The organism is Rahnella sp. ATs2 (assembly GCF_051851855.1).
GTDB lineage: Bacteria > Pseudomonadota > Gammaproteobacteria > Enterobacterales > Enterobacteriaceae > Rahnella > Rahnella variigena.
In genome coordinates, this window is record NZ_JBLYPL010000013.1 from 115,373 (window position 1) to 141,696 (window position 26,324).

Below are 26,324 nucleotides of genomic sequence, written 5' to 3' on the forward strand. Positions count from 1 at the left end.
GCGAAGGGGGAGGCCGGGAGGGGGTTTAACAGACAAAACAAGTGCTTATGCACACTTAACATTTTGTTTTTGACCTTAATACCCCACCCCAACCCTCCCCTTCACAGGGGAGGGTGCTGATTGAAGTCGCTTCTGAATCCCCTGCGAAGGGGGAGGAGCTGAAAGTCCCACCTTTATCCCCGCTCTACAACTTCACCGGCTTAATATTCCAGATCTCATCGGCGTATTCCTGAATGGTACGATCCGAAGAGAAATAGCCCATGTTGGCGATGTTATGCAACGTGCGGCGCGTCCACTCTTCCGGCAGTTTATACAGCTCATCGACTTTATCCTGCGTATCGACATAACTGCGGTAATCCGCCAGCACCTGATAGTGATCACCGAGATTGACCAGCGTATCGAACAGGTTGGTGTAGCGCTTCGGCTCGGTCGGGCTGAAGACGCCGGTGGCGATTTGCGTCAGCACCTGATGCAGTTCAGCGTCCTGCTCGAAATAGGTATGCGGGTTGTAACCTTTCTGGCGCAGTTCCTCGACCTGCGGCGTGGTATTGCCGAAGATAAAGATATTGTCCTCACCCACATGTTCGAGCATTTCGACGTTGGCACCGTCCAGCGTACCGATAGTCAGCGCGCCGTTCAGGGCAAATTTCATGTTACTGGTACCAGACGCTTCAGTACCCGCCAGCGAGATCTGCTCGGAAAGATCCGCCGCCGGAATGATCAGCTGTGCCAGACTGACGCTGTAGTTGGGAATGAAGACGATCTTCAGTTTGTTGCCGATACGCGGATCACTGTTGATCACCGTCGCCACGTCGTTGATCAGCCGGATGATCTGTTTGGCGGCGTAATAGGCCGATGCCGCTTTACCGGCGAAAATCACCGTGCGTGGTACCCACTCGGCGTCCGGCTCTTCCAGAATACGGTTATAACGGGTGATGACGTGCAGCACGTTCATCAGCTGACGTTTGTATTCGTGGATGCGTTTGATCTGCACGTCGAACAGGCTTTTCGGATCCACCACAATGTTCAGTTTCTGGGCGATATACAGCGCCAGCCGCTTTTTATTGTCCAGCTTGGCCTTGCGGATCGCCTGCAGGAAACTCAGGTAATCCAGATTCTGTTTCAGTTCCGCCAGCTGGCTGAGATCAGAACGCCAGGTCTGGCCGATGGCATCATCAATCACCGCCGACAGCGGTTTGTTGGCCAGTGCCAGCCAGCGGCGCGGCGTCACGCCATTGGTTTTATTGCAGAAACGATCCGGATAAACGCGGGCAAAATCAGCAAACAGCGACTGCACCATCAGCTCGGAATGCAGCTCCGACACGCCGTTGACTTTGTGGCTGGCGATGACCGCAAGCCATGCCATCCGCACTTTGCGGCCATTCCCTTCATCGATTATCGAAACGCGTGACAGCAGGCCGTTATCGTTGGGAATTTTCTCCGCCACTTCTTTGAGGAAGTGATCGTTAATCTGGAAAATAATCTCCAGATGACGCGGCAGGATCTTGCCGATCATGTCTACCGGCCAGGTTTCCAGCGCTTCGCTCATCAGCGTGTGGTTGGTATAAGAGAACACCCGACACACCGTCTCCCACGCGTCTTTCCATTCAAATTTATGCTCGTCGATAAGCAGACGCATCAGCTCAGGGATCGACAGCACCGGGTGCGTATCGTTGAGGTGAATAGCAATTTTGTCGGCCAGATTGTCGTAAGTATGGTGCGTGGTGTAATGGCGGTTGAGGATGTCCTGCACGGTCGCCGACACCAGGAAATATTCCTGGCGTAACCGCAGCTCGCGGCCTGAATAGGTCGAGTCATCGGGATACAGAACGCGCGACACGTTTTCGGAATGGTTTTTATCTTCCACCGCCGCAAAGTAATCGCCCTGATTAAATTTACCCAGATTGATTTCGTTACTCGCCTGCGCGCCCCACAACCGCAGGGTATTGGTGGCATCAGTGTCGTAACCCGGAATCACCTGATCGTAAGCGCAGGCAATGACTTCTTCGGTTTCCAGCCAGCGGGTTTTGACGCCCTCGTGCTGTACACGTCCGCCGAAACGCACTTTATAGCGGGTGTTATAACGCTGAAACTCCCATGGATTACCGTATTCCAGCCAGTAATCTGGCGCTTCTTTTTGCTCACCGTTGATGATGCTTTGCGCGAACATGCCGTATTCGTAGCGGATACCGTAACCGCGTCCCGGCAGCGCCAGCGTGGCCAGCGAATCGAGGAAACACGCCGCCAGCCGTCCGAGGCCACCGTTGCCTAAACCCGGGTCATTTTCTTCGCCGATCAGTTCTTCAAGATCAAAGCCCATTTCATCGAGCGCACTTTTCAGATCGTCGTAAATCCCCATCGCCAGCAACGCATTGGAAAGGGTTCGTCCAATCAGAAACTCCATCGACAGGTAATAAACCTGCCGGACGTCCTGTGAAGTTTGCGCACGGTTAGAACGCAGCCAGCGTTCCACCATACGATCACGAACCGCAAACAGCGTGGCGTTCAGCCAGTCATGTTGCGTCGCAATGGACGGATCTTTGCCGATAATAAACATCAGTTTATAGGCAATCGAATGCTTTAGCGCTTCGACACTGACTGTCGGTGAGTTGTAATTAAACGGTGAAGTCATAACGTTACATTCCCGATCAAATTAGCTGCGTTCAGGGGTCAGGACATCAGGCGGTTATACAGGGTGAGATATTCCTGTGCAGCCACCTTCCAGCCAAAATCAATACCCATGGCGTGTTGTTGTACGTGTCGCCAGTGCTTAGGACGGCTCCACAAAACAAATGCGCGGCGGATCGCATTTCCGAGCGATTTCCCCGTTGCTTCTTCAAACACAAAACCACTGGCAGTTCCGTCGGCCAGATTTTCCAGCGCACAATCGACTACCGTGTCGGCCAGCCCGCCGGTACGACGTACCAGCGGCAAGGTGCCGTATTTGAGTCCGTAAAGTTGGGTTAATCCGCACGGCTCGAAACGGCTCGGCACCATGATGACGTCCGCCCCGCCGATGATGCGGTGGGAAAACGCTTCGTGATAACCGAGCTGCACGCCGACCTGCCCCGGATTGTCCGCCGCTGCCGCCAGGAATGCCTGTTGCAACACCGCGTCACCCGCGCCTAACAGCGCCAGCTGACCGCCGCGTTCGAGTAAATCCGGCAAGGCTTCAAGCACCAGATCCAGCCCTTTCTGGCTGGTCAGGCGGCTGACGACCGCGAAGACCAGACGCGAATCATCCACATCCAGCCCCATCGCCCGTTGCAGATAGGCTTTGTTGACCGCTTTGGATCGCAAATCATCAGCGTCGTAACGCGCCGACAGCAGCACGTCGTCGCGCGGCTGCCAGATGGCTTCATCGACGCCGTTAAGAATACCGGTCAGCCGCCCCTGCATTTCACGCTCCAGCAGCAGCGATTCCATGCCGTAACCAAACTCCGGCCGGGTAATCTCTTTGGCGTAGGTCGGGCTGACGGTGGTGACATGGTCGGAATAGAACAGACCGGCTTTCAGGAAAGAAATCTGGCCGTAGAATTCCAGCCCGTGCATCTGGAAGAATTCGCGCGGGATATAAAGTTCATCGAGATGATGTGCGAAGAACAGCCCCTGAAACGCCAGATTATGCACCGTAAACACGGTACGTACCGGCGCGTTTCGGGCGCGGATATAGGCGGAACACAGCCCGGCGTGCCAGTCGTGAGAATGGACGATATCCGGCTTCCAGTGCGGGTCAAAATTCAGTGCCAGCTCGCAGGCCATCCAGCTCAGCAACGCAAAGCGCAGATGGTTATCCGGGTAGGCAAAAGACGATTGATCGTGATACGGGCTGCCGGGGCGATCGTACAAACCGGGCACATCAATCACATAAATACCCACGCCATCAAAGTAACCCAGTGAAAGGGTGACATGCCCGGCAAAGGTCGCCAGCGTGCCGATGACCTGCGTTTCTCCCAGTCCTTTTTTGACATCAGGAAAACCTGGAATGAGCACGCGGACATCCGCGCCCTCCGCAATCTGAGCGGCGGGCAGTGCACCGGCGACGTCAGCAAGGCCGCCCGTTTTTAACAGCGGAAACAGCTCGGAACAAACATGTAAAACCTGCATTCGCGCTCCTGATTATCCCGGTCATCCCGGCAATACCGGGATGACGAAAAGTCGTGCTTTCTAATATCTGTTTATAGTTTCGCCAGCATCGCGCGCGTGACCAGCACCACGCCGCCTTCGGAACGATAGAACCGGCGGCTGTCTTCATCCGCGTTCTCGCCAATCACCATGCCTTCGGGGATCTGACAGGCGCGGTCGATGACGCATTTACGTAAGCGGCATGAACGCCCCACGTTCACATCCGGCAAAATAATCGTCGAATCAATGTTGCAGAAAGAGTTAACGCGTACCCGCGGGAACAGCACCGAATGCACCACCACTGAACCGGAGACAATCACGCCGCCAGCCACCAGCGAGTTCATGGTCATACCGTGGCTGCCTGAGCGATCCTGCACAAATTTGGCCGGTGGTAATGGCTCCATGTGCGTGCGGATCGGCCAGTCGCGGTCGTACATATCCAGCTCCGGCGTGACTGACGCCAGATCCAGATTAGCGCGCCAGTAGGCGTCGAGCGTACCGACATCACGCCAGTACGGCGGCGCGTCATCGTTTTGCGTTACGCAGGAAAGTCCGAACGGATGCGCACGGGCAACGCCCTGACGGGTCAGTTTCGGGATCAGGTCTTTGCCGAAATCATGGCTGGATTCCTCACTGGCCATGTCTTCTTCGAGCATACGAAACAGATAGTCCGCATTAAAAATGTAGATGCCCATGCTCGCCAGCGCCATATCGGGATTGCCGGGCATCGCTGGCGGGTCTTTCGGTTTTTCGACGAAACTGGTGATGTGATAATCCTCAGTGACGCCGATAACCCCGAACTCGCTGGCCTCAGCGCGCGGCACTTCCAGGCAGGCGACGGTACATTCACCGCCCTTCTGCACATGGTCGATCAGCATCCGCGAGTAGTCCATTTTGTAGATATGATCGCCCGCCAGGATCACCACAAATTCGGCGTTATAGCGGCGGATAATATCCAGATTCTGATACACCGCATCGGCGGTGCCTTTGTACCAGTGCTCGGTGCTGTGGCGTTGCTGCGCGGGCAGTAAATCCACGAACTCGTTCATTTCTTCATTGAAGAAAGACCATCCGCGCTGAATATGCTGAACCAGCGTGTGCGACTGATATTGCGTAATGACACCGATGCGGCGAATGCCGGAGTTCAGGCAATTCGACAGGGCAAAATCAATGATGCGGAATTTCCCGCCGAAGTGGACGGCGGGTTTAGCCCGGGTTGCGGTCAAATCTTTCAGTCTTGAACCACGTCCCCCGGCAAGGATTAACGCCACGGATTTCAGCGGCAACTGTCGTGCCAGCATGACCGGGTCCCGGTTGTCTAATGTCGCCATATCTGACTCCTTTGTTTTTATAATGACCGGCTCTGTGGAGTGAAATCTTGTAGGACACAGAGGTTTTTTGCTGCTGCCCGCCATTGCGAGCCTTCCATGACACGCCGGGGTTCCTCATCAAAAAGCACGCTGTTGAACGGTGCAACCGGCTGCCAGTTTCCCGGCGGCAGCTGCAAATCAACCTCGTGCAGCGAAGCATTGACGATAAGCAACCAGCGCTGAGACAGACAGATTTGCAGCCATTGCTGCGGCCCCTGTTCCCAGTCGCCGGGGCTCATCGGTTGCCCCTGTTGATTCAGCCATTGCACATCTTCACTGCCTTCCTGCCACCAGCGGTTTTGCGTCAGTGCCGGAATTTTCCGGCGCAGGGCAATCAGCGCAGAGGTATAGGCCGTCAGGCTTTCATCGGCATTTTCCCAGTCGAGCCAGGTCAGCGGATTGTCCTGACAATAGGCGTTGTTGTTGCCCGACTGGCTGTTACCCTGCTCGTCACCGGCCAGCAACATCGGCGTGCCCTGTGACAGAAACAGCGTCGCCAGCAAAGCACGCTGACTGAGACGGCGCTGTTGCAGAACGTGTGCAGACGCCTCCAGCCCTTCTTCGCCGTGGTTTTGGCTGAAATTTTCATTGTGGCCATCGCGGTTTTCTTCGCCGTTGGCCTGGTTGTGTTTCTGGTTAAAACTCACGAGATCGCGCAGCGTGAAACCGTCGTGTGCCGTCAGCATATTTACGCTGGCCCAGGGTTCGCGCTGTGCGGGATTGAATTTGTCGGCGGAGGCCGCCAGACGTCCGGCAAACTGGCCGAGAGAAATATCGCCGTGCAGCCAGAACTGACGCATATCGTCGCGCCAGATATCGCTCCATTCAGCAAACGGGGGCGGGAAATTGCCGAGCTGATAGCCGCCGGTGCCGATATCCCAGGGTTCTGCAATCAGTTTGACCTGTGAGAGAACGGCATCCTGCTTAATGGCGTTGAACAGCGGCGATTGCGGGCTGAACTCCGGCGTTCTGCCAAGAACGGTGGCTAAATCAAAACGGAAACCATCGACGTGACATTCACGCACCCAGTAATTCAGGCAGTCAATTGTCCAGGCGATGACTTCGTCGTCCATCAGGCGCAGCGTGTTGCCACAGCCGGTCATGTTGTTATCGGAACCGTCTTCGTTGAGCCAGTAATAACTGGCATTGTCGATGCCGCGAAACGAGATAAACGGCCCGTCGATATCCAGCTCAGCACTGTGATTGAACACCACGTCGAGGATCACTTCGATACCGGCCTGATGCAGGGCTTTAACCGCCGATTTAAACTCATTCAGCGCTGACACACCGCCCTGTCCGCTGGCATAACGCGGGTCCACGGCGCACGGCGCCAGCACGTTGTAGCCCCAGTAATTACTCAGCCCCAGTTTTTGCAAACGCGGCTCATCGGCATGATGTTGCACCGGCAAAAGCTCAATCGCCGTCACGCCCAGATGCTGTAAATACTCGAGCATGACCGGATGCGCCAGTCCGGCGTAGGTGCCGCGAATGGCCGCCGGAATACGCGGGTGCTGGCGGGTCAGGCCGCGTACATGCGCCTCGTAAATCACCGTTTCGCCCCAGGGTATTGCGGGCGGTTTGTCATCGCCCCAGTCGAAATTCCCGGCAACGACGACAGATTTTGGCGCAACCACGGCGCTGTCTTTATCGTCCGGTGCGTCAGTGCCGCCGGTAAAGCGCGCATTGTCATGCAGCACACCGTCAACGGCCCGTGCGCTGGGATCAATCAGCACTTTTTTCGGGTTAAAACGATGGCCATTTTTCGGGTCGAACGGTCCGTAAATGCGGTAACCGTAACGCTGTCCGGCTTTGGCGTCGGGCAAAAAACCGTGCCAGAGATTTCCGGTGCGCCCCGGTAAAGGCAGGTGCTGCTCGCTGCCGGTCTCATCAAAAAGACATAATTCCACTTTCTCCGCATGCGCGGAGTACAGGCAAAAATTGACGCCGTTATCTCTGAGATGCGCACCAAAAGGCGCGGGCTGACCGGTCGCGAGCTGTTTCATTACGCCTCCCTTCGCAAATAGACCGTCGCCAGCGGCGGGATCGTTACGCTGATGGAATGTTCACGCTGATGATGACCGGTGTTTTCGCTGTAAACGTCGCAGCCGTTGCCGACATTGCTGCCACGGTAGAAATGCGAATCGGTGTTAAGAATTTCACGGTAACGGCCAGGGCGGCTAATGCCGATGCGATAGTGCTCACGGGGCACCGGCGTGAAATTGCTGATAACGATGATTTCACCGCCGTTTTCGTCGCGACGTGCAAAGGCGAAAATAGAGTTTTCATGGTCATCGACCACCAGCCATTCAAAGCCACGCGGGTTGTAATCCAGTTCATATAGCGGTGCGTTGGCCTGATACGTCAGGTTCAGGTCGCGCACCAGATGCTGCACGCCGCTGTGCCAGCCGGTCGCGTCGTCCAGCAGATGCCAGTCGAGGCTGGCGTCGAAATTCCACTCACGCCCCTGCGCAAATTCACCACCCATAAACAGCAGTTTTTTGCCCGGATGCGCCCACATAAAGCCGTAATAGGCGCGCAGGTTGGCAAACTTCTGCCAGACGTCGCCGGGCATTTTATCCAGCAGGGATTTTTTACCGTGTACCACTTCATCGTGCGAAAGCGGCAGCATGAAGTTCTCGCTGTAGGCGTAAAGCACGCCAAACGTCATGAGATTGTGGTGGTATTTGCGGTGAACCGGATCGAGCTGCATATACGTCAGCGAGTCGTGCATCCAGCCCAGATTCCATTTGTAATGGAAGCCCAGTCCGTTCGCGTCCGGCGGCATGGTGACGCCCGGATAATCAGTCGATTCTTCGGCCAGCGTCACTGCGCCGCCGAGTTCCTTGCCAATCGTATGGTTGGTGTATTTCAGGAAAGAAATAGCTTCGAGGTTTTCGCGGCCGCCGTAATAATTGGGGATCCACTCGCCGGCTTTACGGCTGTAATCGCGGTAAATCATCGACGCCACGGCATCAACGCGCAGACCGTCAATGCCGAAGCGTTCAATCCAGTAAAAACCATTGCCGGCCAGATAGTTACGCACTTCATGGCGGCCATAGTTATAAATCAGCGTGTTCCAGTCCTGATGATAACCTTCGCGCGGATCGGCATATTCGTACAGCGCGGTGCCGTCGAACTGCGCCAGCCCGTAGGCATCGCTCGGGAAATGCCCCGGCACCCAGTCGAGGATCACATTCAGACCGGCGTTATGCGCGGCATCGATAAAGGCTTTGAACTCCATCGGCGTGCCGAAACGACGGGTCGGCGCGTACATACCCAGCGGCTGATAACCCCAGCTACCGTCGAACGGATGCTCGTTGACCGGCATCAGTTCGATATGCGTGAAGCCCATCCATTTGGCATAGGACACTAACTGCTCGGCCAGCTCGCCATAGCTGAGCCAGAAATTGTCATCGGTATGACGACGCCAGGAACCCAGATGCACTTCATAGACAGAAACGGGCTGATTCAGCGCATTTGCTTTCTTTCTGCTTTCTGAATGCGGCACAACATCCGGTAATTTACGCACGCACGAGGCGGTGTCCGGACGCATCTGCGCCTCAAAGGCATAAGGATCGGCACGCAGACTGACATTGCCACGGCAGTCGATAATTTCAAATTTATACAGCTGACCTTCGCGGACGGCAGGAATGAATAATTCCCAGATGCCGTTTTCACGGCGCTGACGCATCGGGTGACGGCGGCCATCCCAGAAGTTGAATTCACCCACCACGGAAATCCGGGTGGCATTCGGTGCCCAGACCGCGAAACTGACGCCTTCGACATCGTCCAGCGTTTGCGGATGCGCACCGAGTTTCTCATACGGCCGCAGATGCGTGCCTTCTGCCAGCAGCCAGATATCCAGCTCCTGCAACAACGTGCCGAACCGGTACGGGTCGTCAATCACATGGCGATCCTCGCCCCAGCGGACTTCCAGCTTGTAACGGAACGCATTTTTACGACGTGGGATCAGGCCGACAAAGAAACCGCGCTCGTCATAACGGCGCAGTTCTGCCACCTGCTTGCCTTTTTCTACATCAATAACCCAGACCTGATCGGCATCCGGCAACAGGGCACGTACTTCCAGCCCGGCAGCGACAGAATGCATTCCCAAAAGAGAAAAAGGATCAGCGTAGTGGCCAGATATAATTTGATTAATGACGTGCTGATCGGGAAGTACAGACATGCATTTCGTCCTATGATTAATTAAATCAATAAATCAAATAAAATCATTCAGATATTCAATACGACCGTAAGTTAAGTGTGCTCCCCTTTTTATCGTTGCATTGTGATCTGGCGGTACTTCAGTTTTGCCAAAAAATGCGCCAGTGCGCCTGTGTTCACAATTTCCAAATAAGTCTCTAATTCCGCTTCTCAAAAAGGCAGAGCTCTTCTACTAAGCATAGACAAAGATTAAAAAAGGCAGGGCGTTAAGGAGTTCAAATATGGACAAATTTTTGAAAAAGAAAAATACAGTAAAAAGCGCTGCGGACGGGGAGAGAAACGGCGGAAGTTATTGAAGGCTTAAATAAAAACGGGACACCGTGCTGGTGTCCCGCGGGGGAAATATTTACAAAGAAAACAGGGCAGTTTTCACCTTACAAAAGGATGCGCAGCATACGGCGTAAAGGTTCTGCCGCGCCCCACAGCAGCTGGTCACCGACGGTGAACGCCGACAGATATTGCGGCCCCATATTCAGTTTACGCAGACGGCCCACCGGCGTGTTCATGGTGCCGGTTACCGCCGCTGGGGTCAGTTCGCGCATCGACAGTTCACGGTCATTCGGGATCACGCGAACCCAGTCATTGTGCGATGCCAGCATCTGTTCGATTTCTGGAATCGACACGTCTTTTTTCAGCTTCAGGGTGAATGCCTGGCTATGGCAGCGCAGCGCGCCGATACGGACACACAGGCCATCCACCGGAATAATGCTGGAAGTGCCGAGAATTTTGTTGGTTTCCGCCTGACCTTTCCACTCTTCTTTGGTCTGGCCGTTATCGAGCTGTTTGTCGATCCACGGGATCAGACCGCCTGCCAGCGGAACACCGAAGTTATCGGTCGGCAATGTGCCGCTGCGGGTCAGCGCAGTGACGTTACGTTCGATATCCAGAATCGCCGATGCCGGGTTTTCCAGCTCTTTCGCCACGCTGTTATGCAGCATGCCCATCTGGGTCAGCAGTTCACGCATGTGACGCGCGCCGCCGCCGGATGCCGCCTGATAGGTGGCGACAGATGCCCATTCGATAAGGTCATTGGCGAACAGGCCGCCGAGCGACATCAGCATCAGGCTGACGGTACAGTTACCGCCCACAAAGGTTTTGATACCTTTGTCGATACCCTGATGGATCACGGCGCTGTTGACCGGGTCGAGGATGATTATCGCGTCATCTTCCATTCTCAGAGAGGAAGCTGCGTCAATCCAGTAGCCGGACCAACCGATTTCACGCAGCTTAGGATAGATTTCATTGGTATAATCGCCGCCCTGACAGGTGATGATAATGTCCAGCGCACTCAGTGCGTCCAGATCATAGGCATCCTGCAAGGTCCCAGACTGACCCGTGAAAGAAGGCGCGGCCTGACCGTGCTGAGAGGTGGAGAAGAATACCGGACGGATAGCGTCGAAATCGCGTTCTTCAATCATACGTTGCATGAGTACAGAACCAACCATTCCACGCCAGCCAACGAAACCTACATTTTTCATAATATCTGTCCTGCCCTGAGGGTGATAACTGCTTAAAACAGCCTGAACGCGCGTTTGCACTAAGCGAGTGCCTGTTTTGATGCACTGTGCCCCGTTAACGCGCGGGTCTACCACCTTACAAAATGTAGTAGAAGTGGCAAGTGAATTTAATCAATAGTGCAGCCTTTAATAGCAGCGCAACTTATAACAGGCATTTTTTCTGAGGTAGTTATGACCGAAATGATTTCAGCAACCATTTTGCTGTTTTTAATTATGGATCCGCTGGGCAACTTACCGATTTTTATGTCGGTCTTAAAACATCTCGACCCGAAACGTCGCAGAGTGGTGCTGATGCGCGAAATGCTGATCGCGCTTATCCTGATGCTGATTTTCCTGTTCGCCGGTGAAAAAATCCTGTCGTTCCTGAATCTGCGCACCGAAACCGTGTCGATTTCCGGCGGTATCATTCTGTTCCTGATTGCTATCAAAATGATTTTCCCGTCGGAAGAGAAAAGCAGCAGCGGCCTGCCTGCCGGTGAAGAACCCTTCCTCGTGCCGATGGCGATCCCGCTGGTGGCCGGTCCGTCGATTCTCGCCACGCTGATGCTGCTTTCGCACCAGTATCCGAATCAGATGAGCCACTTAACGCTGGCCCTGTTCATCGCCTGGGGCCTGTCGATGGCCATTCTTCTGCTGTCGAATTTGTTCCTGCGACTGCTCGGCGACAAAGGCGTCAGCGCCCTCGAACGCCTGATGGGCCTGATTCTGGTCATGCTCTCAACGCAGATGTTCCTCGATGGAATCAGGGCGTATTTGAAGATTTAGCGACAGAAGAAACGAAAAGGCGAGCAACGTGGCTCGCCTTTTTCGTTTCTGACGAGAAAAACCTCGCGTTGAACTCTTACCCTGTGAGAGTATTATCCTGCCATCTTGAGTCATGGAATGAGTCATATGGAATATCTGGAGTTTATCGAAACCCCGACTTTTAGCCGCAAATGCAAAGAGCTGCTGACTGAGGAGGAATATCGCCAGTTTCAGGAATACCTCACGCATTATCCCGATGCAGGGGCTTTGATCGTCGGGACGGGCGGTTGCAGAAAAGTCCGCTGGGGTAACCATCGTCGGGGGAAAAGTGCAGGTGTGCGGGCGATTTATTATTACCTGTGCGCTGATGGTCAGATTTACATGCTGCTGGTTTATCCCAAGAGTGAGAAAGATTCTCTGACGGAAAGCGAAAAATCGATTTTGAAAAACATTGTACGAAGTCTGTCGTGACACAGGAGATAGACCATGACGAAAGAATTCTTTGAAGAATTGCGACAATCCGCTGAAGAAATGATCGCGATCCGTAAAGGTGGGATGGCACCTGCGCATATCACGCGTATTTCCATGCCTGAAGTAAAACAAATTCGCACAAAAGCAGGTGTTAAACAGGATGAGTTCGCCCGGCTGCTTGGTGTTTCTCCCTCGCTGGTGCAGGCATGGGAACAACAAAAGCGTTTGCCAAATGGCGCAGCATTGAAACTGTTGAAAATGCTGGAACTGAATCCGCAAATTATCCAGACGCTTAAAACAATTTAAAATGATGTAAAAAAGGCGAGCCACGCGGCTCGCCTTTTTTATGCTAACAATCTGTCGTCAGACGACCATCGACAGCAACAGGCATCCGCCCAGGCCGCACAGGGAAATGATGGTTTCCAGCACTGACCAGGATTTAAAGGTTTCGACGATGCTCAGGTTGAAGTACTCCTTGAACAACCAGAAACCCGGATCGTTGACGTGCGAGAAAATCACGCTGCCGGAACCGACGGCGATCACCATCAGTTCAGGGCTGACGCCGGTGGTCGCGATCAGTGGCGCAGCAATGCCGCCCGCGGTAATCGCGGCAACGGTAGCAGAACCCAGTGCGATACGCAGCACTGCCGCAATTGACCACGCCAGCAGGATTGGCGAAAGGTTGCTGCCGTGCATCAGGGCGGCGATGTATTTTTCAATACCGCTGTCCACCAGCACCTGTTTGAACGCGCCGCCACCGCCGATGATTAACAACATCATGGCGATGATTTTGATGGAATCGCTGACGGTTGCCATCACTTCATCCATCTTACGACCGCGGTTCAGGCCGAAGGTGAAGATAGCGATGAGTACCGCAATCAGCGTGGCCATTACCGGATCGCCAAAGAACTCAGCGTAAGCCAGTACCGGATGGCCTTTCGGCAGGATCATTTCGCAGACCGCACGGAATGCCATCAGAATGACCGGCACCAGTGACGTCGCGACGCTGACGCCAAAGCCAGGCATCTCTTCTTCCGTGAAGGTTTTCGGGTTAAACAGGCCTTCCGGAACCGGTTTGTCGATCCCTTTCAGGAAACGCGCATACACCGGACCGGCCAGAATGACCGTCGGCACCGCCAGCAGTGAGCCATACAGCAGGGTTTTGCCCATATCCGCATGGAAAATGGTGGCAATCGCTGTCGGGCCAGGGTGCGGAGGCAGGAAACCGTGCGTCACGGACAATGCAGCCGCCATCGGCACACCGACATACAGCAGTGGCAGACGCGCCGCCGCCGCCACGGTAAATACCAGTGGCAGCATCAGCACGAAGCCGACTTCATAGAACAGCGCAAAACCGACGATAAAACCAGTCAGCACAATCGCCCACTGAATGTGTTCACGGCCAAACTTTTCGATAAGCGTGGTCGCGATGCGCTGCGCACCGCCGCAGTCCGCCAGCATTTTTCCGAGCATGGCACCGAAGCCCATGATCAGCGCCAGACTGCCGAGCGTGCCGCCTACCCCGTTTTTGATCGACGTGATGACTTTGTCGACCGGCATTCCCTGCATGATACCCACCGCCAGCGCGACCAGGATCAGTGCAATGAAGCCATTAAGCTTAAATCGGATCATAAGTAACAACAGCAGTGCGACACCCACCGCTACAATAACTAATGGCATATTCTTTCCCCTCATGCTGTCACTGCGGTATGGCTAAAAACCGGGTGACGCATTGTTTTTAATTTTCAACATGTTGTAGGAATTAACAGTGCAACGGGTACAGACCGCGACCGCTAAAACAGCAGTGCATTCCTTTGTGATATTAGTCACATCTCCATTTGTTACCGGTATCATGATACCGGTAACATGCTAATATTAGGACTCACTACGCAGTCAAAATGTTCATTTTGGGATAGAGATCATACTTATGGCAGGACAAAGCATCATTCTGATGGGCGTGTCAGGCAGCGGTAAATCCACCGTCGGCGCGGCACTGGCCCGTGAAATTAACGCGAAATTTATCGACGGCGATGATCTTCATCCCCGCGCCAATATCCAGAAAATGGCCAGCGGCACGCCACTCAACGACGACGACCGTGCGCCGTGGTTATTGCGCCTGAACGACGCGGCTTACAGCCTGCGCCATAAAAATGAAACCGGCATTATTGTCTGTTCTGCGCTGAAACGCCGCTACCGCGACGCGCTGCGTAAAGACAACGAAGGCATGGTGTTCATCTACATGAAAGGCAGTTTTGACGTGATTGCCGACCGCCTGAAAGCCCGCGCCGGACATTTTATGCCGACCGATTTACTGCGCAGCCAGTTCGATGCCCTCGAAGAACCGGGCGATGATGAACCGGATGTGTTGCGCGTGAATATCGATCACAAGTTTGAAGGTGTGGTGGATCGTTGTATTGCAGCACTGAAGACAGTACAGAAGTAAGACTTTCTCCTCCCCCTGCGAAGGGGGAGGTCGGGAGGGGGTTTTAATGGCAGCGCTGTCATCTGCAAAACCCACACCCCATCCCAGCCTTCCCCTCGTGAGAGGGGAAGGAGTAAAAGATCAGATACTTCCACCCGCAGATATCGTAAATCCGACATCCACCATCCTCGGCACTACTTCTTCGCCGCGTAATCTCGCCAGCAGGCGTTCGGCGGAAATCTGCCCCATTCTTTCGCGCGGCGTGAGTACGCTTGCCAGCGGCGGTTCCATCGCCTGTCCCATGTTGTGACCGTGGAAACCAGCAATCGCCATTTGTGAAGGGATTTTCAGTCCCTGACGCTGGCATTCAAAGAATGCGCCCGCCGCAAGGTCATCGTTGGTGCAGAAAATACTGTCGATTTTCGGCCAGTCTTTTTGCGCCTGACGCAGTAATTCCGCGCCCGCGCTGTAACTCGAGGAGCGGCTGGTCATCACGCTGTAAGGCTTCAGCCCGGATTCGCGCATCGCCTGCTCGTAACCTTGCTGTTTGATAATCGTACGTTCGTCCTGACGCGCGCCGAAATACACCACATGCCGATGGCCGCGGGCGATAATTTGCTGGGTCATTTGGCGGGCGGCCTCAAAGTTGTTAAACCCGACCGCCAGATCGACGCACGGCGATACGCAGTCCATCATTTCCACCACCGGAATACCGGCCACTTCAATCATCTTCAGCGTACGCGCCGTGTGATGGCGTTCGGACAAAATCAGCCCGTCGATATTGTAGGAAAGCAGCGAGGTCAGACGCTGTTCTTCGCGCTCCTGGCTGTAGCCGTAGTGCGCCAGCATGGTCTGGTAGCCGTGAATATCGGTCACGCTTTCGATGCCGCGCAGCACTTCGGCGAACACCTGGTTGGTCAGCGACGGCAGCAAAACGCCGATGGCGCGGCTTTTCGCATTGGAAAGAATATCCGGTGCGCGGTTGGGGATGTAACCCAGCTCATCGAGCGCCGCAGAAATCTTTTCCTGCAACGCACCGGAAACCTGTTCAGGATTGCGCAAATAACGGCTGACCGTCATTTTGGTGACGCCCACCTTGTCGGCAACATCCTGGAGTACGGGTCTTTTTTTCTTGATATTCATCAATGAGATGGTGCCGCTGAAAAGGTTAAGGGATCAGAGTGTGATGTTAGCAAACAATCGCGCAGGCGGATATCCGTTGCTGCGCGACATGAGAGGTTTGTCAGGATGGCAGGGAAAGCTGACCGCGAACCGGTGCGCGGAGGTTTGCGGAAAACTGACCGGTCAGTAACGCCATCGCACGTTGTGCCAGTGTTTCCAGCGGATAGGCAATTGCCGGAACGGCAGAAACACCCGGCGGCAGCGTGCTGTCGAGGCTGAATACCATCACATTTTCAGGCACGGCACGCCCGTGCTGTGCAAGCTGACGGAGTGCGTCCTGCGCGGTGGCATCGTCCGGCACCAGCAGCGCGTTGAACGGCACGTTCTGTGCCAGCAGTTGCGACAATGCCTGTCCGCCGCTGTGTACCAGCCGCCGGTCATAAGGCAGCAGGAATTTCTCCAGCGCGAGATGATATCCCTGCAAGATTTGCCCGGCAGTTTCATGACTCTCCGTATTGATCAGCGCAATCTGTCTGCGCCCTTGTTTGAGCACATACTGGCAGGCGGTTTCGGCCGCAAAGCTGCGGTCAAAATGAATACTGCGCGCTGAATCCGCATCCAGACAATCAATGGTGATGACGTTTTCAGGCAATGCCGGCAACGCAAATCGCGCGCCAATCACAATCATCGCATCGCACAGACCGCGCCCGATTTCGTCCACGGAATGCGTAAGGCTTGCGGCGTCGGTGGCAAACCGCAACAGCAAATACTTCTGATTCAGCCGCAGCTCTTTTTCCAGCGCGTGCAGATAACCGGTGGACTGGTTAATGTTTTCCGTCGCACAAATCACGCCGATACAGCCGGTAGACTGGGTCGACAGCGACTGCGCAATCACGCTCGGTTTGTATTGCAGTGTTTCCACCGCCTGCATTACGGCCAGGCGGCTTTCCTCTTTCACACCGCGGCTGCCACTCAAAACACGGGACACCGTCGCTTTCGACACCTTCGCCAGCCGCGAAACGTCGTTAATGTTTGCCATGTCTTTCCTTGTGTTAGTCGAAACCGTTGTTTTTAGACACCGCCGCGAACCATTCGCCGCTTTTCTTCACTGTGCGTTTTTGGGTTTCCAGATCCAGCTGGATGAAACCATACCGGTTTTTATAGGCATTCATCCATGACCAGCAGTCAATAAATGTCCACATATGGTAGCCGAGACAGCCGCTGCCTTCCTGCAATGCCCGGTGCAACCATTTCAGATGTCCGCTGACGAACTCAATGCGGTAATCATCGTCAATCCGGCCATCCTTTTCGAAGCGCAGTTCATGCTCCACGCCCATGCCGTTTTCAGAAATGAAACAGCGCGGATTGCCGTAGTTTTCACGCAGATTGGTGAGGATGTCGTAAATGCCCTGCTCGTAGATTTCCCAGCCACGGTGCGGGTTCATTTTACGGCCCGGCATCACGTAGTTATCGAAAAACCATTCCGGCATAAACGGACTTTCCGGATTGACCATACTGTCGCGGCACTGAATACGGCGCGGCTGGTAATAGTTAATGCCGAGTAAATCTACCACGCCCTGTTGCAGCAGTTCTTTATCGCCCTGCTGACAGACCGGCAGCTGATCGTGTTTTTTCAGCAATTCCACCAGCTCCTGCGGATATTCACCGCGCAGCGCCGGATCGAGGAAACTGCGGTTAAACATCAGATCCGCAATATTGGCGGCTTTCACATCTGCCGGATTTTGCGAGCGCGGATAAGACGGCGTGAGGTTAAGAATGATGCCGATTTCACCACCGGTATTGCGGGCACGATAGGCTTTCACCGCCAGAGAATGCGCCAGCATGGTGTGATACGCCACCGTGGCGGCACGTTTGAAATCCACCACATTCGGGTAATGGAAGTCATACAGATAGCCGCCTTCCACCGGCACCACCGGTTCGTTGAAGGTGAACCAGTGCTTCACGCGGTCACCGAACAACTCAAAACAGGTATCGGCATATTTTGCGTAAGCCTGCACGACGTCGCGGTTTTCCCAGCCGCCGATTTCCTGCATCGCCATCGGCATATCAAAGTGGAACAGATTGATAAACGGCTGCACGCCCTGCACCAGCATTTCGTCGATCACCTGATTATAAAACGTGACCGCTTCCTGATTCACTTCGCCGCGTCCGTTGGGGATCAAACGCGCCCAGGAAATCGACGTGCGAAACGTGTTGTGGTTCAGCTGTTTCAGCAGAGCAATGTCTTCGCGCCAGTTTTTATAAAACGTCGAGGTATCCTGCGGACCCACGTCGTTGTGGAAACGTGTCGGCTGCTGTGAATACCAGTGATCCCACACCGTCGCGCTTTTGCCGTGGCTCAGGGTTTCACCTTCCGTCTGCGGCGCTGAACTGGCACTGCCCCACCAGAATTCTTTTGGAAATGCGTATTTCATTGTCATCCTCGCTGTCCGTTAGCTTTACGTTTTTAACTGAATTATTTGGCTGTTTAACTGTTTGCCGGCACGGCATTGCCCGCCGTTTGTGCCGTGGCTTTTTCCGCTTCCTGTTTCAGCAACGTACGTTCATAGGCTTTCAGGAACGGGTAGTACATTACGGCTGATAACACCATACAGAACAGGCACATAATTACCGGACTGAATGCCCAGTTTGCGGCCCATGACGCACCAATGGGCGCAGGCGTTGTCCAGGGTGTGAGCGAGACCACTTGCGCGACCCAGCCCAGTTTGGTGGCGGTATACGCAAAAATTGCGTTCAGCATCGGTACCAAAGTGAACGGCAGGAAGAACACCGGATTCATGATAATCGGCGTACCAAACAGGATCGGTTCGTTGATGTTGAAGAAGCTCGGCACCACGCCCATCTTGCCTATGGTGCGCAGATGCACGGCCTTACTGCACAGCAGCAGGATCGCCAGCGGCAGGGTCGAACCGACGCCGCCAATCAGCAGATAGTGATCCCAGAATCCTTGCAGATAGATATGTGGCAGCGGCTCGCCGTTCTGTAACGCCGTCTGGTTCAGCGCCAGATTGGTCATCCAGAACGGGTTCATGATGCCGGTCACAATCAGCGCACCGTGAATGCCTGCAAACCACAGCACCTGACAGATAAACACCGAAATCAAAATTGCCGGCAAAGAATCGGATGCGGAAACCAGCGGTGCCAGCAAGTGCATGATGGCTTCAGGAATAATCATGCCAGTGGTGGACTGAATAAACAGGTTCAGCGGATGCAGCGTGGCGACAATCACCACCACCGGGATCAGAATTTCAAACGAACGCGCCACGCCGGTCGGCACTTCTTTCGGCAGACGGATGGTGATGTTGCGGCGTTTGAGCAGCGCATACACTTCAGCGGCATAAATCGCCGTCAGGATCGCAGTGAAAATGCCTTCGCCGGAGAAATATTGCGTCGAGATTTGTTTGTCATGATACGGCGCCGCCACCAGCAGGAACGCCATAAACGCCAGCAAGCCGGTCATGATCGGGTCGAGTTTGTAGTGTTTACCGAGACTTGCGCCGATGCCCACCGAGATGAAAAATGTCATCACGCCCATGCTCAGATACCACGGCAGCATCAGCTGCTCGCGGTATTTCAGCGACAAATCCAGCCAGCCGCGCGCGAAACCCCAGGTGGTGTCCGGCGAGAAAGGCGGGAAGATAAACACCAGCATGAATGAGCCGATAATCATGAAAGGCAACGCCGCGATAAACCCGTCACGAATGGCGATCACATGCCGTTGCTGACCGACGCTGCCCGCCAGTGGCGTGATGTGTTTTTCGATGACGTTAACCATCGCCTGATAAAGGCCACTCATACGCGGCTTCCTTCCTGTGCGATCAGGCCGTAAGCGAAGTCGAGCACGTTGTCGCCGCGCTGCATGCCGTAATCCATCATGTTGATGGTTTCTACCGGAATATTGAATTCTGCGGCTCTTTTGGATAAATCAGCCTGCATATAACGCACCTGCGGCCCGAGCAGGACGACCTGATAATCACGGAATTTTTCGTCAAACTCGCTGGCTCCGAACGCGTCGATCTGCACTTCTTCGCCGCGCTCTGCCGCTACTTCTTTCATTTTGCGTACTAATAAACTGGTCGACATTCCCGCCGAACAACAAAGCATGATTCTTTTCATTTTGCTTCACTCCCAGATGATTTATGTTCTGCCCGTTTCTGCTTGCTGAGGGTATTTGAGGCGTTATGGAAACCGGTTTCCATGGTTTCCGGGAAAATGTGCGAGCCTGTTCATAAAATTTCACGGAGATTGTCCGGCGATGTGAAATGTTTCACATTTTGAGCAAATGTCATTCGCGCAGGAAAAAAGTGTCGCTACAGAGAAAACGAATAACAATTATCACTACAGCATGAAATGACATATCAATAAAATATTTTACGGTGTCATAAATAAAAACTAAATCCGATTAATATCATTGCCTGCGTTCTGTTAAAAATTGATATCGAATGATTTTATCGTTTGAGGATTATTGAATACATTGTCCGGCATTCATTACCTGTTTTCTTTGAGGAATGCCCGATGCCGGCGTTTAAATACAGTCAAATAACCCGATTTATCCTGCTGGCGTGCTGTCTGCAAAATATAGCCATCATGAGTGCCAGTGCGGCAAATTACTCTTTGCCGCTATTACTCACGAACAATCAAACGCTGACCTTATCCACAAAGGATAACGAAAATATTGTCGCGGATAACCCGTTGATAAAATATGGAATAATGGTGAATAATGGCGCAGAACTGACTGTACTCGCCAACCAGTTTAACGCAACGGGCAGCCAGCTTAGTTCCTCCCTCATTGCTCAAAATGGCGGGATAATTAATATCGGAAAAGATTCCGTCATTAATCACAACAGCACGTCATCCGGTATTTCTCACGCCATCACTGTTCAGGACACAGGAAGTGTATTAAATATCAACGAGGCAACGATTAATTCAAATAGTGCCGCACTGGTGATTAATGAGAATGCCACGGCAAATATGCTTAACACCACAATTAATGCCAATAATGCGGATAATGCCGTTGAAGTCAATACGGGCGCAACGCTGAATGCCACGGGATTGACCGTTAATCATCTTGGGGGAATGTCCAGCAGTTCTGCAATAGCTATCAACAATGCCGATGCCACATTACTGAATACGTCAATTTTGTCTCAGGTTCGTGAGGGGATAAGTATCGACGGGTCTGCTGACCGTTTTTCAAATGTTACTTATGATCGCGGAACCATCGTGACGGACAGTGATCAGAGTAATGCAGTGGCAGTGACGTTCGGTAATTTGCAAATGAAGAACGTTGATATCCACACATTAGGGCAGTACAGCAACGGTCTGATGGTGCAAAACGACAGCGTGGTGCAAGTCAGCGGCGGTTCCATTACCACACAAGCGGCTGCAACAAATGGCGTAACAATTAATGGTGCCAACGATCTGACACTGGCAGACGGACTGCTTATTTCCACCCCTGGAAACGCCTCTGTCGGCCTGGCGCTGAATGCCGACCCCATGACAGCCGATCAGGTGCAAAAAGTGCGCATTGATAATGCGACCATCAACAGTGGCAATGTCGGGATCAGTAAGATTTACGACGGTGCTGCCCAGGTGATCATCGACAATGCTTCCCTCGTTTTAGGGATTAATGCAGCGATGACTTTTGCCGATAACGGTGCCAGCACGGTGAATGTCAGCGGCAAAAGCCAGATTATCGGCAATATTATCAATGCGACCACGGCGAAAACCGATGTCACGCTGGATGGCTCCGTGCTGACCGGCGCGGTGCAAAATCTCTCCTCACTGACGCTGAATAACCAGTCGGTGTGGAATCTGACCGGCGATTCAGTACTCACTAATTTATCTATGGATAACAGTCTGCTGAACTTCACTCAACCGCAGCAGGGGCAATTCCACACTCTTAACGCCAGCACGCTTTCCGGCAACGGTTCGCTGAATTTCAACACGCAACTGGGCAGCGATAATTCCCCCACCGATTCACTGCATGTTCAGGGTAACGCGAGCGGACAATTTGGCGTGCTGGTGCGTAATGTCGGGGGCAGCGGCGCGCTGACAACAGGCGACGGGATCCGTCTGGTGCAGGTGGATGGCGATGACACATCGTCACTGAAATTGCTGAGAAAAGTCAGTGCCGGGGCCTACGATTATTATCTCTATAAAGGCGGCAGCAGTTCGTCAAAAGACTGGTATTTGCGCACTTATCTGGAGCCGGTGCCGCCGCCGGAACCGGTGCCTGATCCTGATCCGGCACCAGAACCTACACCGCAACCGACACCGACACCGATACCTAAACCAGTGATCGCCTACCGGACGGATGTCGTGGGTTACATAGCCGCGCCCTTCCTTAACCGGCAGTACGGTTTTAGCTCAATGGGGTCTTATCACGAACGTACCGGCGACAGCGTCAAACGCGCTCAGGATGGCACATGGGCCCGCATCGGCGGGGCGCATGATAATTACGATATCGGACGCTTCAGTTTTGACAGCGACATCCGTTATATCCAGATCGGCAAGGATTTGTATCAGGATGAGACACCGCGCGGGAATAATGTGCATGCCGGGATAATGATTTCGCTGGGGGATCAGAAAACCAACAGCTCGGACAGCGCCCGCGGGCTGGTGGGTGAATCCACCGATACCGGAGATGTGTCTACCGATGCTTACGGCATTGGCGGTTATTACACCGTGAAGACCGACAGCGGCGCGTATCTGGATTTCGTCGGGCAAGTCACCGATTACCACACCGAATTCCAGAGTGAAACGCAGGCTAAACAGGACGGCTACGGGGTGGCGTTGTCAGCCGAAGGCGGCATTCCGTTGGCGATAACCCAAAGCTGGCGACTCGAACCTCAGACGCAGGTGATTTATCAGTATCTGCACATGAAAGGCTTCAACGACGGGATAGCCTCGGTAGAAAAAACCACTGACAACAGCGTGCAGGCACGGGCCGGTGTGCGACTTTCCCATCTGCCGCAGGTGGATCAGCCGAACATTACGCCGTACCTGAACCTTGATGCGGTATCGACATTCAGCGATGCCCCCGCGGTCACTATCGCCAGTACCCGTATTTCGCCTGACTTCACGCAAAGTACCTGGAAAGCGGGCGGAGGGATCACTGCGACGCTGAGCAAAAATGCAGCCTTGTATGCCAGCGCCAATTATCTGCGGGGTTTTGACGGTAAACAGGAAGGTTATCAGGGCAATATCGGCATTAACGTCAGCTTTAAATAACGAAATCAGGACGCAAAAAAGGCGATGCCATTGCATCGCCTTACGCTTTTGACTTGCCTGTTATCAGACCGGCGGCAGGTCAAACAGCAGGATTTCACTGTCTTCGTCTGCGTGAACCGACAGCGCCGTTTCATCCCAGATCGCCAGCGCATCGCTCGCCCCGGCTTTCTGGCCGTTAACGGAAACCGTGCCTTTCACCACCTGGATCCACACGCGGCGTTCAGCCTGAATCTGATAAACAGACTGTTCGTCTTTTTTCAGCGCCCAGCGGGACAATTCCATATCCTGGAAGACTTTCAGCGAACCTTCACGGGCATCCGGAGAAAGCACCAGCTGGCGACCCTGCGGCGCATCGAACATGCGTTGTTCATAACGCGGTTCCAGCCCTTTCTGATTTGGAATAATCCAGATCTGATACAGGTGCAGTTTACGGTCGCTGTTACCGTTGTATTCGGAATGCGTCACACCGGTACCGGCGCTCATTATCTGGAACTCACCGGCCTGGATTTGTTCTTTATTGCCCATGCTGTCCTGGTGTTCCACGGTGCCGTCGAGCACGTAGGTCAGAATTTCCATGTCTTTATGCGGATGCTTACCAAAACCCTGCCCCGCATCGATGAAATCTTCATTGATTACCCGCAGCGCGGAGAATCCCATAAAGTTCGCATCGTAATAATCGGCAAAAGAGAAGGTATGCCAGCTTTCCAGCCAGCCGTGACTTGCGTGACCGCGTTCTTGTGCTTTACGTAAGTAGATCATGTTCAACTCTCCTCAATGTTTTCTCTAGTCTAGTCAACGGCTGAGAATAAGAAAGCGTAAAAACTTCACTCCTCTGTTCAAAAAATATGAACAATTGCAGGCAACGGATTCCAAAGGATTTGAAGAAAATTAAGGCAAATTGTTCTCCCGTAAGTTGCTTAATGACTCATCAGTACAATACTCAAATATTGAACATATTCAGGAACGCTGATGTGACGTCTGTTTTCCGGGAATTATCATGATTAACCGCCGCGAGTTGATCGCGGGAATAACCGGTGGGGTCGTCTCGGCCGGATTATTTAAATCCGTTGAAATTAATTCGGATAATATAATTAGCGCGAGCAACATTATGGCGTTAAGAAACTTCTCTGCGCCTGCTGACCGGACCTGCGCCGTGGTGTTGGGATATCACTTTGCCGGGGATGGCGCGCCAAAGCTGGTTTACTGGGATGCAGGTAGCGAGAAGACAGCCAATCAGGGCACCGTCATTTCTTCGCTTAAATCTGCTAAAGGCCGCTGGCTGCAATTACATAACGGCGTCATGGACTTTCGCCAGTTCGGCATATTTAACGGACAGAACGCGGCAGATGCGGCACTGAATGCGATGGTCAATGATCCGCTTATTCACCGGATTGAAGCCCATACCTCGCTGAACTTCATGTCACGCCACCGCTTTAATCGCTCGAATATCACCCTTGATTTTAATAACCACACAGTGACAGCGTCGGGGCTGGAAATACTGGCTGACCCCAAAAATAATTATCTTGCCGCTATTTTTTCTTTCACAGGTCTGGCTGAAGAGCAAACCACTGTATCCGTTCTCCGGGAGCCTTTGCCTTTATTATCAGAAATCTATCCGGTAGAGGACAGCGACTTATATCCTGTCGGCCAGTGGTATTGCCTGGAATCGGCCAGGCTAACCGGCCACTGAGAGCGAAAAATACAACGGCTGGTGCAGGTGACAGAACAGATTGATGAAACACATATCCGGCTTAATTACAGAAGCGGCTGGGTGCTGGAGGAACAAAGTCATCTGCACTGGCGAAAAGTCACGCCGGTTGAAAATGTCTGTATCCGGAATATGCAATATGTCGAAGAGGGGCAGCTGGCTAATAACAGTTCCCAGCCCGTCGCGCTGGTATATGCCATTTATTGCGATGTCATTAACGTTCACGCGCAGGGCACCTTCTGGTCGGTTATTTTCCGCCGCTGGAATACCTTCTTTCGCACAGAACACTGTTCGCTGACCAACCCGCCTTCGGTTTCCTGGGGTGGCGCAGGGTATCTGACCCAACAAATTTACTGCCAGTATGGCGTGATTAGCGACTGTACAACGTCTAATGCCCGACATCTTAACGATCTGACCGCCAGCTCTTCCTGCGTGGTAAAGAACTGTCACAGCAACGGTGACAGTTCCGGTGCTTTCGTGACACACGGTCAGTATGAACATGATCTGCACTTCACGGCCAACTCCGGCATCCTGACGCTGGCCAATTCCGGCAAAGCCTGGGGCCAGTCGGCAGCACGGATTGTCATCAACCAACACCGCTGTTCCATGCTGACCGCAGACACGCATGTCACGGATCTGACCTTAACGGATGTCTGCATTCACCGGAATGCGGAACAGGATAATCTCGGTATATTGCGCCTCAACTGTGACGGCCTGACGGTGCAAAACTGCAGTGTCAGCGGAGAGCTGACATTACTGCAAAACAGCCGGCGCAGTATCAAAATGAACGTGTTTGAAAACTGCGGATTTGTGCTGGATCCGCGTCATGATTCCACGATCAGTAATCTGGCACCGGACGATCCGTTTATTGTTTCTCATGCGGCGGCTGAAGCCCGTAATTCCATTAATGGTCGTTCATTGGTCTATTTTTCCCATTGCCAGTTCAAAGGAACGGACAAAGATGTTTCGCTGTTAATTAAAAATAAAGAAATTAACTTTAACGCCTGCCGTCTTGAAAATGTTTCCCTTATTTTAACCGCAGATGGACCGCAGAAAATCGTGATTAATGGCGATTCCACGCTGGCCGGCGATCACATGTCCCGGCCTTTACTTTCGCGCACCGGCGACCATCCCGTGACCTGGCGGCTAGGCCATTGCAAACTGAAGTGACGGGTGACGAGCAGCTTCATATTGAGGTCGCCAGCGGTATTAATCATTATCAGGCACATCACGTGACATTCACGCACGGCAGACGGTTATTTTCAGATAAGGCATTCTCCCGCCCCTCTTATTTTATCGAACAGAATAACATCCTGATAAATACCACCTCTGTTGTGCCAGCCAGTACAGGGCCGCATATTGTGGTTGAA

The 26,324-nt window shown here is 53.3% G+C and carries 20 protein-coding genes; 7 read left to right on the forward strand and 13 right to left on the reverse strand.

The genetic code is table 11. The annotated features are described in order from the left end of the window. Window positions 1–184: 184 nt before the first annotated feature. The 6 genes from glgP to asd form a co-directional block, all read right to left on the reverse strand. Window positions 185–2,632 (reverse strand): glycogen phosphorylase, encoded by a 2,448-nt coding sequence (glgP, locus tag ACJY2G_RS15655; RefSeq protein WP_120162640.1) that lies wholly within the window; start codon window positions 2,630–2,632, stop codon window positions 185–187. 38 nt (window positions 2,633–2,670) lie between these two features. Continuing rightward, window positions 2,671–4,107, reverse strand: coding sequence for a glycogen synthase GlgA (gene glgA / locus ACJY2G_RS15660; RefSeq protein WP_112289190.1), 1,437 nt, complete (start codon window positions 4,105–4,107; stop codon window positions 2,671–2,673). Window positions 4,108–4,178: 71 nt separating this feature from the next. Continuing rightward, window positions 4,179–5,456, reverse strand: a complete 1,278-nt coding sequence (glgC, locus tag ACJY2G_RS15665) for a glucose-1-phosphate adenylyltransferase (protein ID WP_113877226.1) — start codon at window positions 5,454–5,456, stop codon at window positions 4,179–4,181. Between the two features lie 17 nt (window positions 5,457–5,473). Then, window positions 5,474–7,498, reverse strand: coding sequence for a glycogen debranching protein GlgX (gene glgX, locus ACJY2G_RS15670; RefSeq protein ID WP_430320434.1), 2,025 nt, complete (start codon window positions 7,496–7,498; stop codon window positions 5,474–5,476). Beyond that, on the reverse strand, window positions 7,498–9,681 hold the full coding sequence (gene glgB / locus ACJY2G_RS15675; protein ID WP_113877228.1) for a 1,4-alpha-glucan branching protein GlgB: 2,184 nt from the start codon (window positions 9,679–9,681) through the stop codon (window positions 7,498–7,500). The genes glgX and glgB overlap by 1 nt, the downstream gene beginning before the upstream one ends. Before the next feature lie 412 nt (window positions 9,682–10,093). Next, window positions 10,094–11,197, reverse strand: coding sequence for an aspartate-semialdehyde dehydrogenase (gene asd, locus ACJY2G_RS15680; RefSeq protein ID WP_113877229.1), 1,104 nt, complete (start codon window positions 11,195–11,197; stop codon window positions 10,094–10,096). Between the two features lie 210 nt (window positions 11,198–11,407). On the opposite strand from asd, the gene ACJY2G_RS15685 reads away from it, so the two are divergent. The 3 genes from ACJY2G_RS15685 to nadS all read left to right on the forward strand — a co-directional run bounded on the left by ACJY2G_RS15685 (window position 11,408) and on the right by nadS (window position 12,757). Continuing rightward, on the forward strand, window positions 11,408–12,001 hold the full coding sequence (locus tag ACJY2G_RS15685) for a YhgN family NAAT transporter (RefSeq protein ID WP_430320435.1): 594 nt from the start codon (window positions 11,408–11,410) through the stop codon (window positions 11,999–12,001). A 126-nt stretch (window positions 12,002–12,127) separates the two neighbouring features. Further along, window positions 12,128–12,451, forward strand: coding sequence for a hypothetical protein (locus tag ACJY2G_RS15690; RefSeq protein ID WP_112289195.1), 324 nt, complete (start codon window positions 12,128–12,130; stop codon window positions 12,449–12,451). Window positions 12,452–12,466: 15 nt separating this feature from the next. After that, window positions 12,467–12,757 carry a NadS family protein gene (nadS, locus tag ACJY2G_RS15695; protein ID WP_430320436.1) on the forward strand — a complete coding sequence of 97 codons (291 nt, stop codon included), beginning with the start codon at window positions 12,467–12,469 and terminating at the stop codon, window positions 12,755–12,757. 57 nt (window positions 12,758–12,814) lie between these two features. On the opposite strand, the gene gntT is transcribed toward nadS, so the two are convergent. Then, window positions 12,815–14,131, reverse strand: coding sequence for a gluconate transporter (gene gntT / locus ACJY2G_RS15700; RefSeq protein WP_112289197.1), 1,317 nt, complete (start codon window positions 14,129–14,131; stop codon window positions 12,815–12,817). Window positions 14,132–14,378: 247 nt separating this feature from the next. Here gntT and ACJY2G_RS15705 point away from each other — a divergent pair, with 247 nt between their 5' ends. Then, window positions 14,379–14,894 carry a gluconokinase gene (locus ACJY2G_RS15705; protein ID WP_120162642.1) on the forward strand — a complete coding sequence of 172 codons (516 nt, stop codon included), beginning with the start codon at window positions 14,379–14,381 and terminating at the stop codon, window positions 14,892–14,894. Window positions 14,895–15,014: 120 nt separating this feature from the next. On the opposite strand, the gene gntR is transcribed toward ACJY2G_RS15705, so the two are convergent. The 5 genes from gntR to ACJY2G_RS15730 form a co-directional block, all read right to left on the reverse strand. Continuing rightward, a complete protein-coding gene (gene gntR / locus ACJY2G_RS15710; RefSeq protein WP_430320443.1) occupies window positions 15,015–16,010 on the reverse strand; it encodes a gluconate operon transcriptional repressor GntR in 996 nt (331 codons plus the stop codon). Window positions 16,011–16,116: 106 nt separating this feature from the next. Next, window positions 16,117–17,034 (reverse strand): LacI family DNA-binding transcriptional regulator, encoded by a 918-nt coding sequence (locus ACJY2G_RS15715; RefSeq protein WP_120162643.1) that lies wholly within the window; start codon window positions 17,032–17,034, stop codon window positions 16,117–16,119. 13 nt (window positions 17,035–17,047) lie between these two features. Then, window positions 17,048–18,430: a glycoside hydrolase family 1 protein gene (locus ACJY2G_RS15720; protein WP_430320437.1), complete on the reverse strand. Its 1,383-nt coding sequence runs from the start codon at window positions 18,428–18,430 to the stop codon at window positions 17,048–17,050. Between the two features lie 53 nt (window positions 18,431–18,483). Then, a complete protein-coding gene (locus ACJY2G_RS15725; protein WP_159281879.1) occupies window positions 18,484–19,812 on the reverse strand; it encodes a PTS sugar transporter subunit IIC in 1,329 nt (442 codons plus the stop codon). Next, entirely contained in the window at window positions 19,809–20,132 is a 324-nt protein-coding gene (locus ACJY2G_RS15730) for a PTS sugar transporter subunit IIB (protein WP_112289202.1), read from the reverse strand. The genes ACJY2G_RS15725 and ACJY2G_RS15730 overlap by 4 nt, the downstream gene beginning before the upstream one ends. A gap of 399 nt (window positions 20,133–20,531) precedes the next feature. Here ACJY2G_RS15730 and ACJY2G_RS15735 point away from each other — a divergent pair, with 399 nt between their 5' ends. Continuing rightward, window positions 20,532–23,246 carry an autotransporter family protein gene (locus ACJY2G_RS15735; protein WP_439291917.1) on the forward strand — a complete coding sequence of 905 codons (2,715 nt, stop codon included), beginning with the start codon at window positions 20,532–20,534 and terminating at the stop codon, window positions 23,244–23,246. A gap of 63 nt (window positions 23,247–23,309) precedes the next feature. On the opposite strand, the gene ACJY2G_RS15740 is transcribed toward ACJY2G_RS15735, so the two are convergent. After that, a complete protein-coding gene (locus tag ACJY2G_RS15740; RefSeq protein WP_112289204.1) occupies window positions 23,310–24,005 on the reverse strand; it encodes a pirin family protein in 696 nt (231 codons plus the stop codon). A 238-nt stretch (window positions 24,006–24,243) separates the two neighbouring features. On the opposite strand from ACJY2G_RS15740, the gene ACJY2G_RS15745 reads away from it, so the two are divergent. Together ACJY2G_RS15745 and ACJY2G_RS15750 are read left to right on the forward strand one after the other, a co-directional pair. Further along, window positions 24,244–24,936 carry a hypothetical protein gene (locus ACJY2G_RS15745; RefSeq protein WP_304485993.1) on the forward strand — a complete coding sequence of 231 codons (693 nt, stop codon included), beginning with the start codon at window positions 24,244–24,246 and terminating at the stop codon, window positions 24,934–24,936. Between the two features lie 27 nt (window positions 24,937–24,963). Continuing rightward, on the forward strand, window positions 24,964–26,124 hold the full coding sequence (locus ACJY2G_RS15750) for a hypothetical protein (protein WP_430320439.1): 1,161 nt from the start codon (window positions 24,964–24,966) through the stop codon (window positions 26,122–26,124). Window positions 26,125–26,324 lie beyond the last annotated feature (200 nt).

What these genes read in the sequence shown, in the direction of transcription:
- glgP (WP_120162640.1), bottom strand. Translation starts at nt 2,632, where the DNA reads ATGACTTCACCGTTTAATTACAACTCACCGACAGTCAGTGTCGAAGCG.
- glgA (WP_112289190.1), bottom strand. Translation starts at nt 4,107, where the DNA reads ATGCAGGTTTTACATGTTTGTTCCGAGCTGTTTCCGCTGTTAAAAACG.
- glgC (WP_113877226.1), bottom strand. Translation starts at nt 5,456, where the DNA reads ATGGCGACATTAGACAACCGGGACCCGGTCATGCTGGCACGACAGTTG.
- glgX (WP_430320434.1), bottom strand. Translation starts at nt 7,498, where the DNA reads ATGAAACAGCTCGCGACCGGTCAGCCCGCGCCTTTTGGTGCGCATCTC.
- glgB (WP_113877228.1), bottom strand. Translation starts at nt 9,681, where the DNA reads ATGTCTGTACTTCCCGATCAGCACGTCATTAATCAAATTATATCTGGC.
- asd (WP_113877229.1), bottom strand. Translation starts at nt 11,197, where the DNA reads ATGAAAAATGTAGGTTTCGTTGGCTGGCGTGGAATGGTTGGTTCTGTA.
- ACJY2G_RS15685 (WP_430320435.1), top strand. Translation starts at nt 11,408, where the DNA reads ATGACCGAAATGATTTCAGCAACCATTTTGCTGTTTTTAATTATGGAT.
- ACJY2G_RS15690 (WP_112289195.1), top strand. Translation starts at nt 12,128, where the DNA reads ATGGAATATCTGGAGTTTATCGAAACCCCGACTTTTAGCCGCAAATGC.
- nadS (WP_430320436.1), top strand. Translation starts at nt 12,467, where the DNA reads ATGACGAAAGAATTCTTTGAAGAATTGCGACAATCCGCTGAAGAAATG.
- gntT (WP_112289197.1), bottom strand. Translation starts at nt 14,131, where the DNA reads ATGCCATTAGTTATTGTAGCGGTGGGTGTCGCACTGCTGTTGTTACTT.
- ACJY2G_RS15705 (WP_120162642.1), top strand. Translation starts at nt 14,379, where the DNA reads ATGGCAGGACAAAGCATCATTCTGATGGGCGTGTCAGGCAGCGGTAAA.
- ACJY2G_RS15715 (WP_120162643.1), bottom strand. Translation starts at nt 17,034, where the DNA reads ATGGCAAACATTAACGACGTTTCGCGGCTGGCGAAGGTGTCGAAAGCG.
- ACJY2G_RS15720 (WP_430320437.1), bottom strand. Translation starts at nt 18,430, where the DNA reads ATGAAATACGCATTTCCAAAAGAATTCTGGTGGGGCAGTGCCAGTTCA.
- ACJY2G_RS15725 (WP_159281879.1), bottom strand. Translation starts at nt 19,812, where the DNA reads ATGAGTGGCCTTTATCAGGCGATGGTTAACGTCATCGAAAAACACATC.
- ACJY2G_RS15730 (WP_112289202.1), bottom strand. Translation starts at nt 20,132, where the DNA reads ATGAAAAGAATCATGCTTTGTTGTTCGGCGGGAATGTCGACCAGTTTA.
- ACJY2G_RS15735 (WP_439291917.1), top strand. Translation starts at nt 20,532, where the DNA reads ATGCCGGCGTTTAAATACAGTCAAATAACCCGATTTATCCTGCTGGCG.
- ACJY2G_RS15740 (WP_112289204.1), bottom strand. Translation starts at nt 24,005, where the DNA reads ATGATCTACTTACGTAAAGCACAAGAACGCGGTCACGCAAGTCACGGC.
- ACJY2G_RS15745 (WP_304485993.1), top strand. Translation starts at nt 24,244, where the DNA reads ATGATTAACCGCCGCGAGTTGATCGCGGGAATAACCGGTGGGGTCGTC.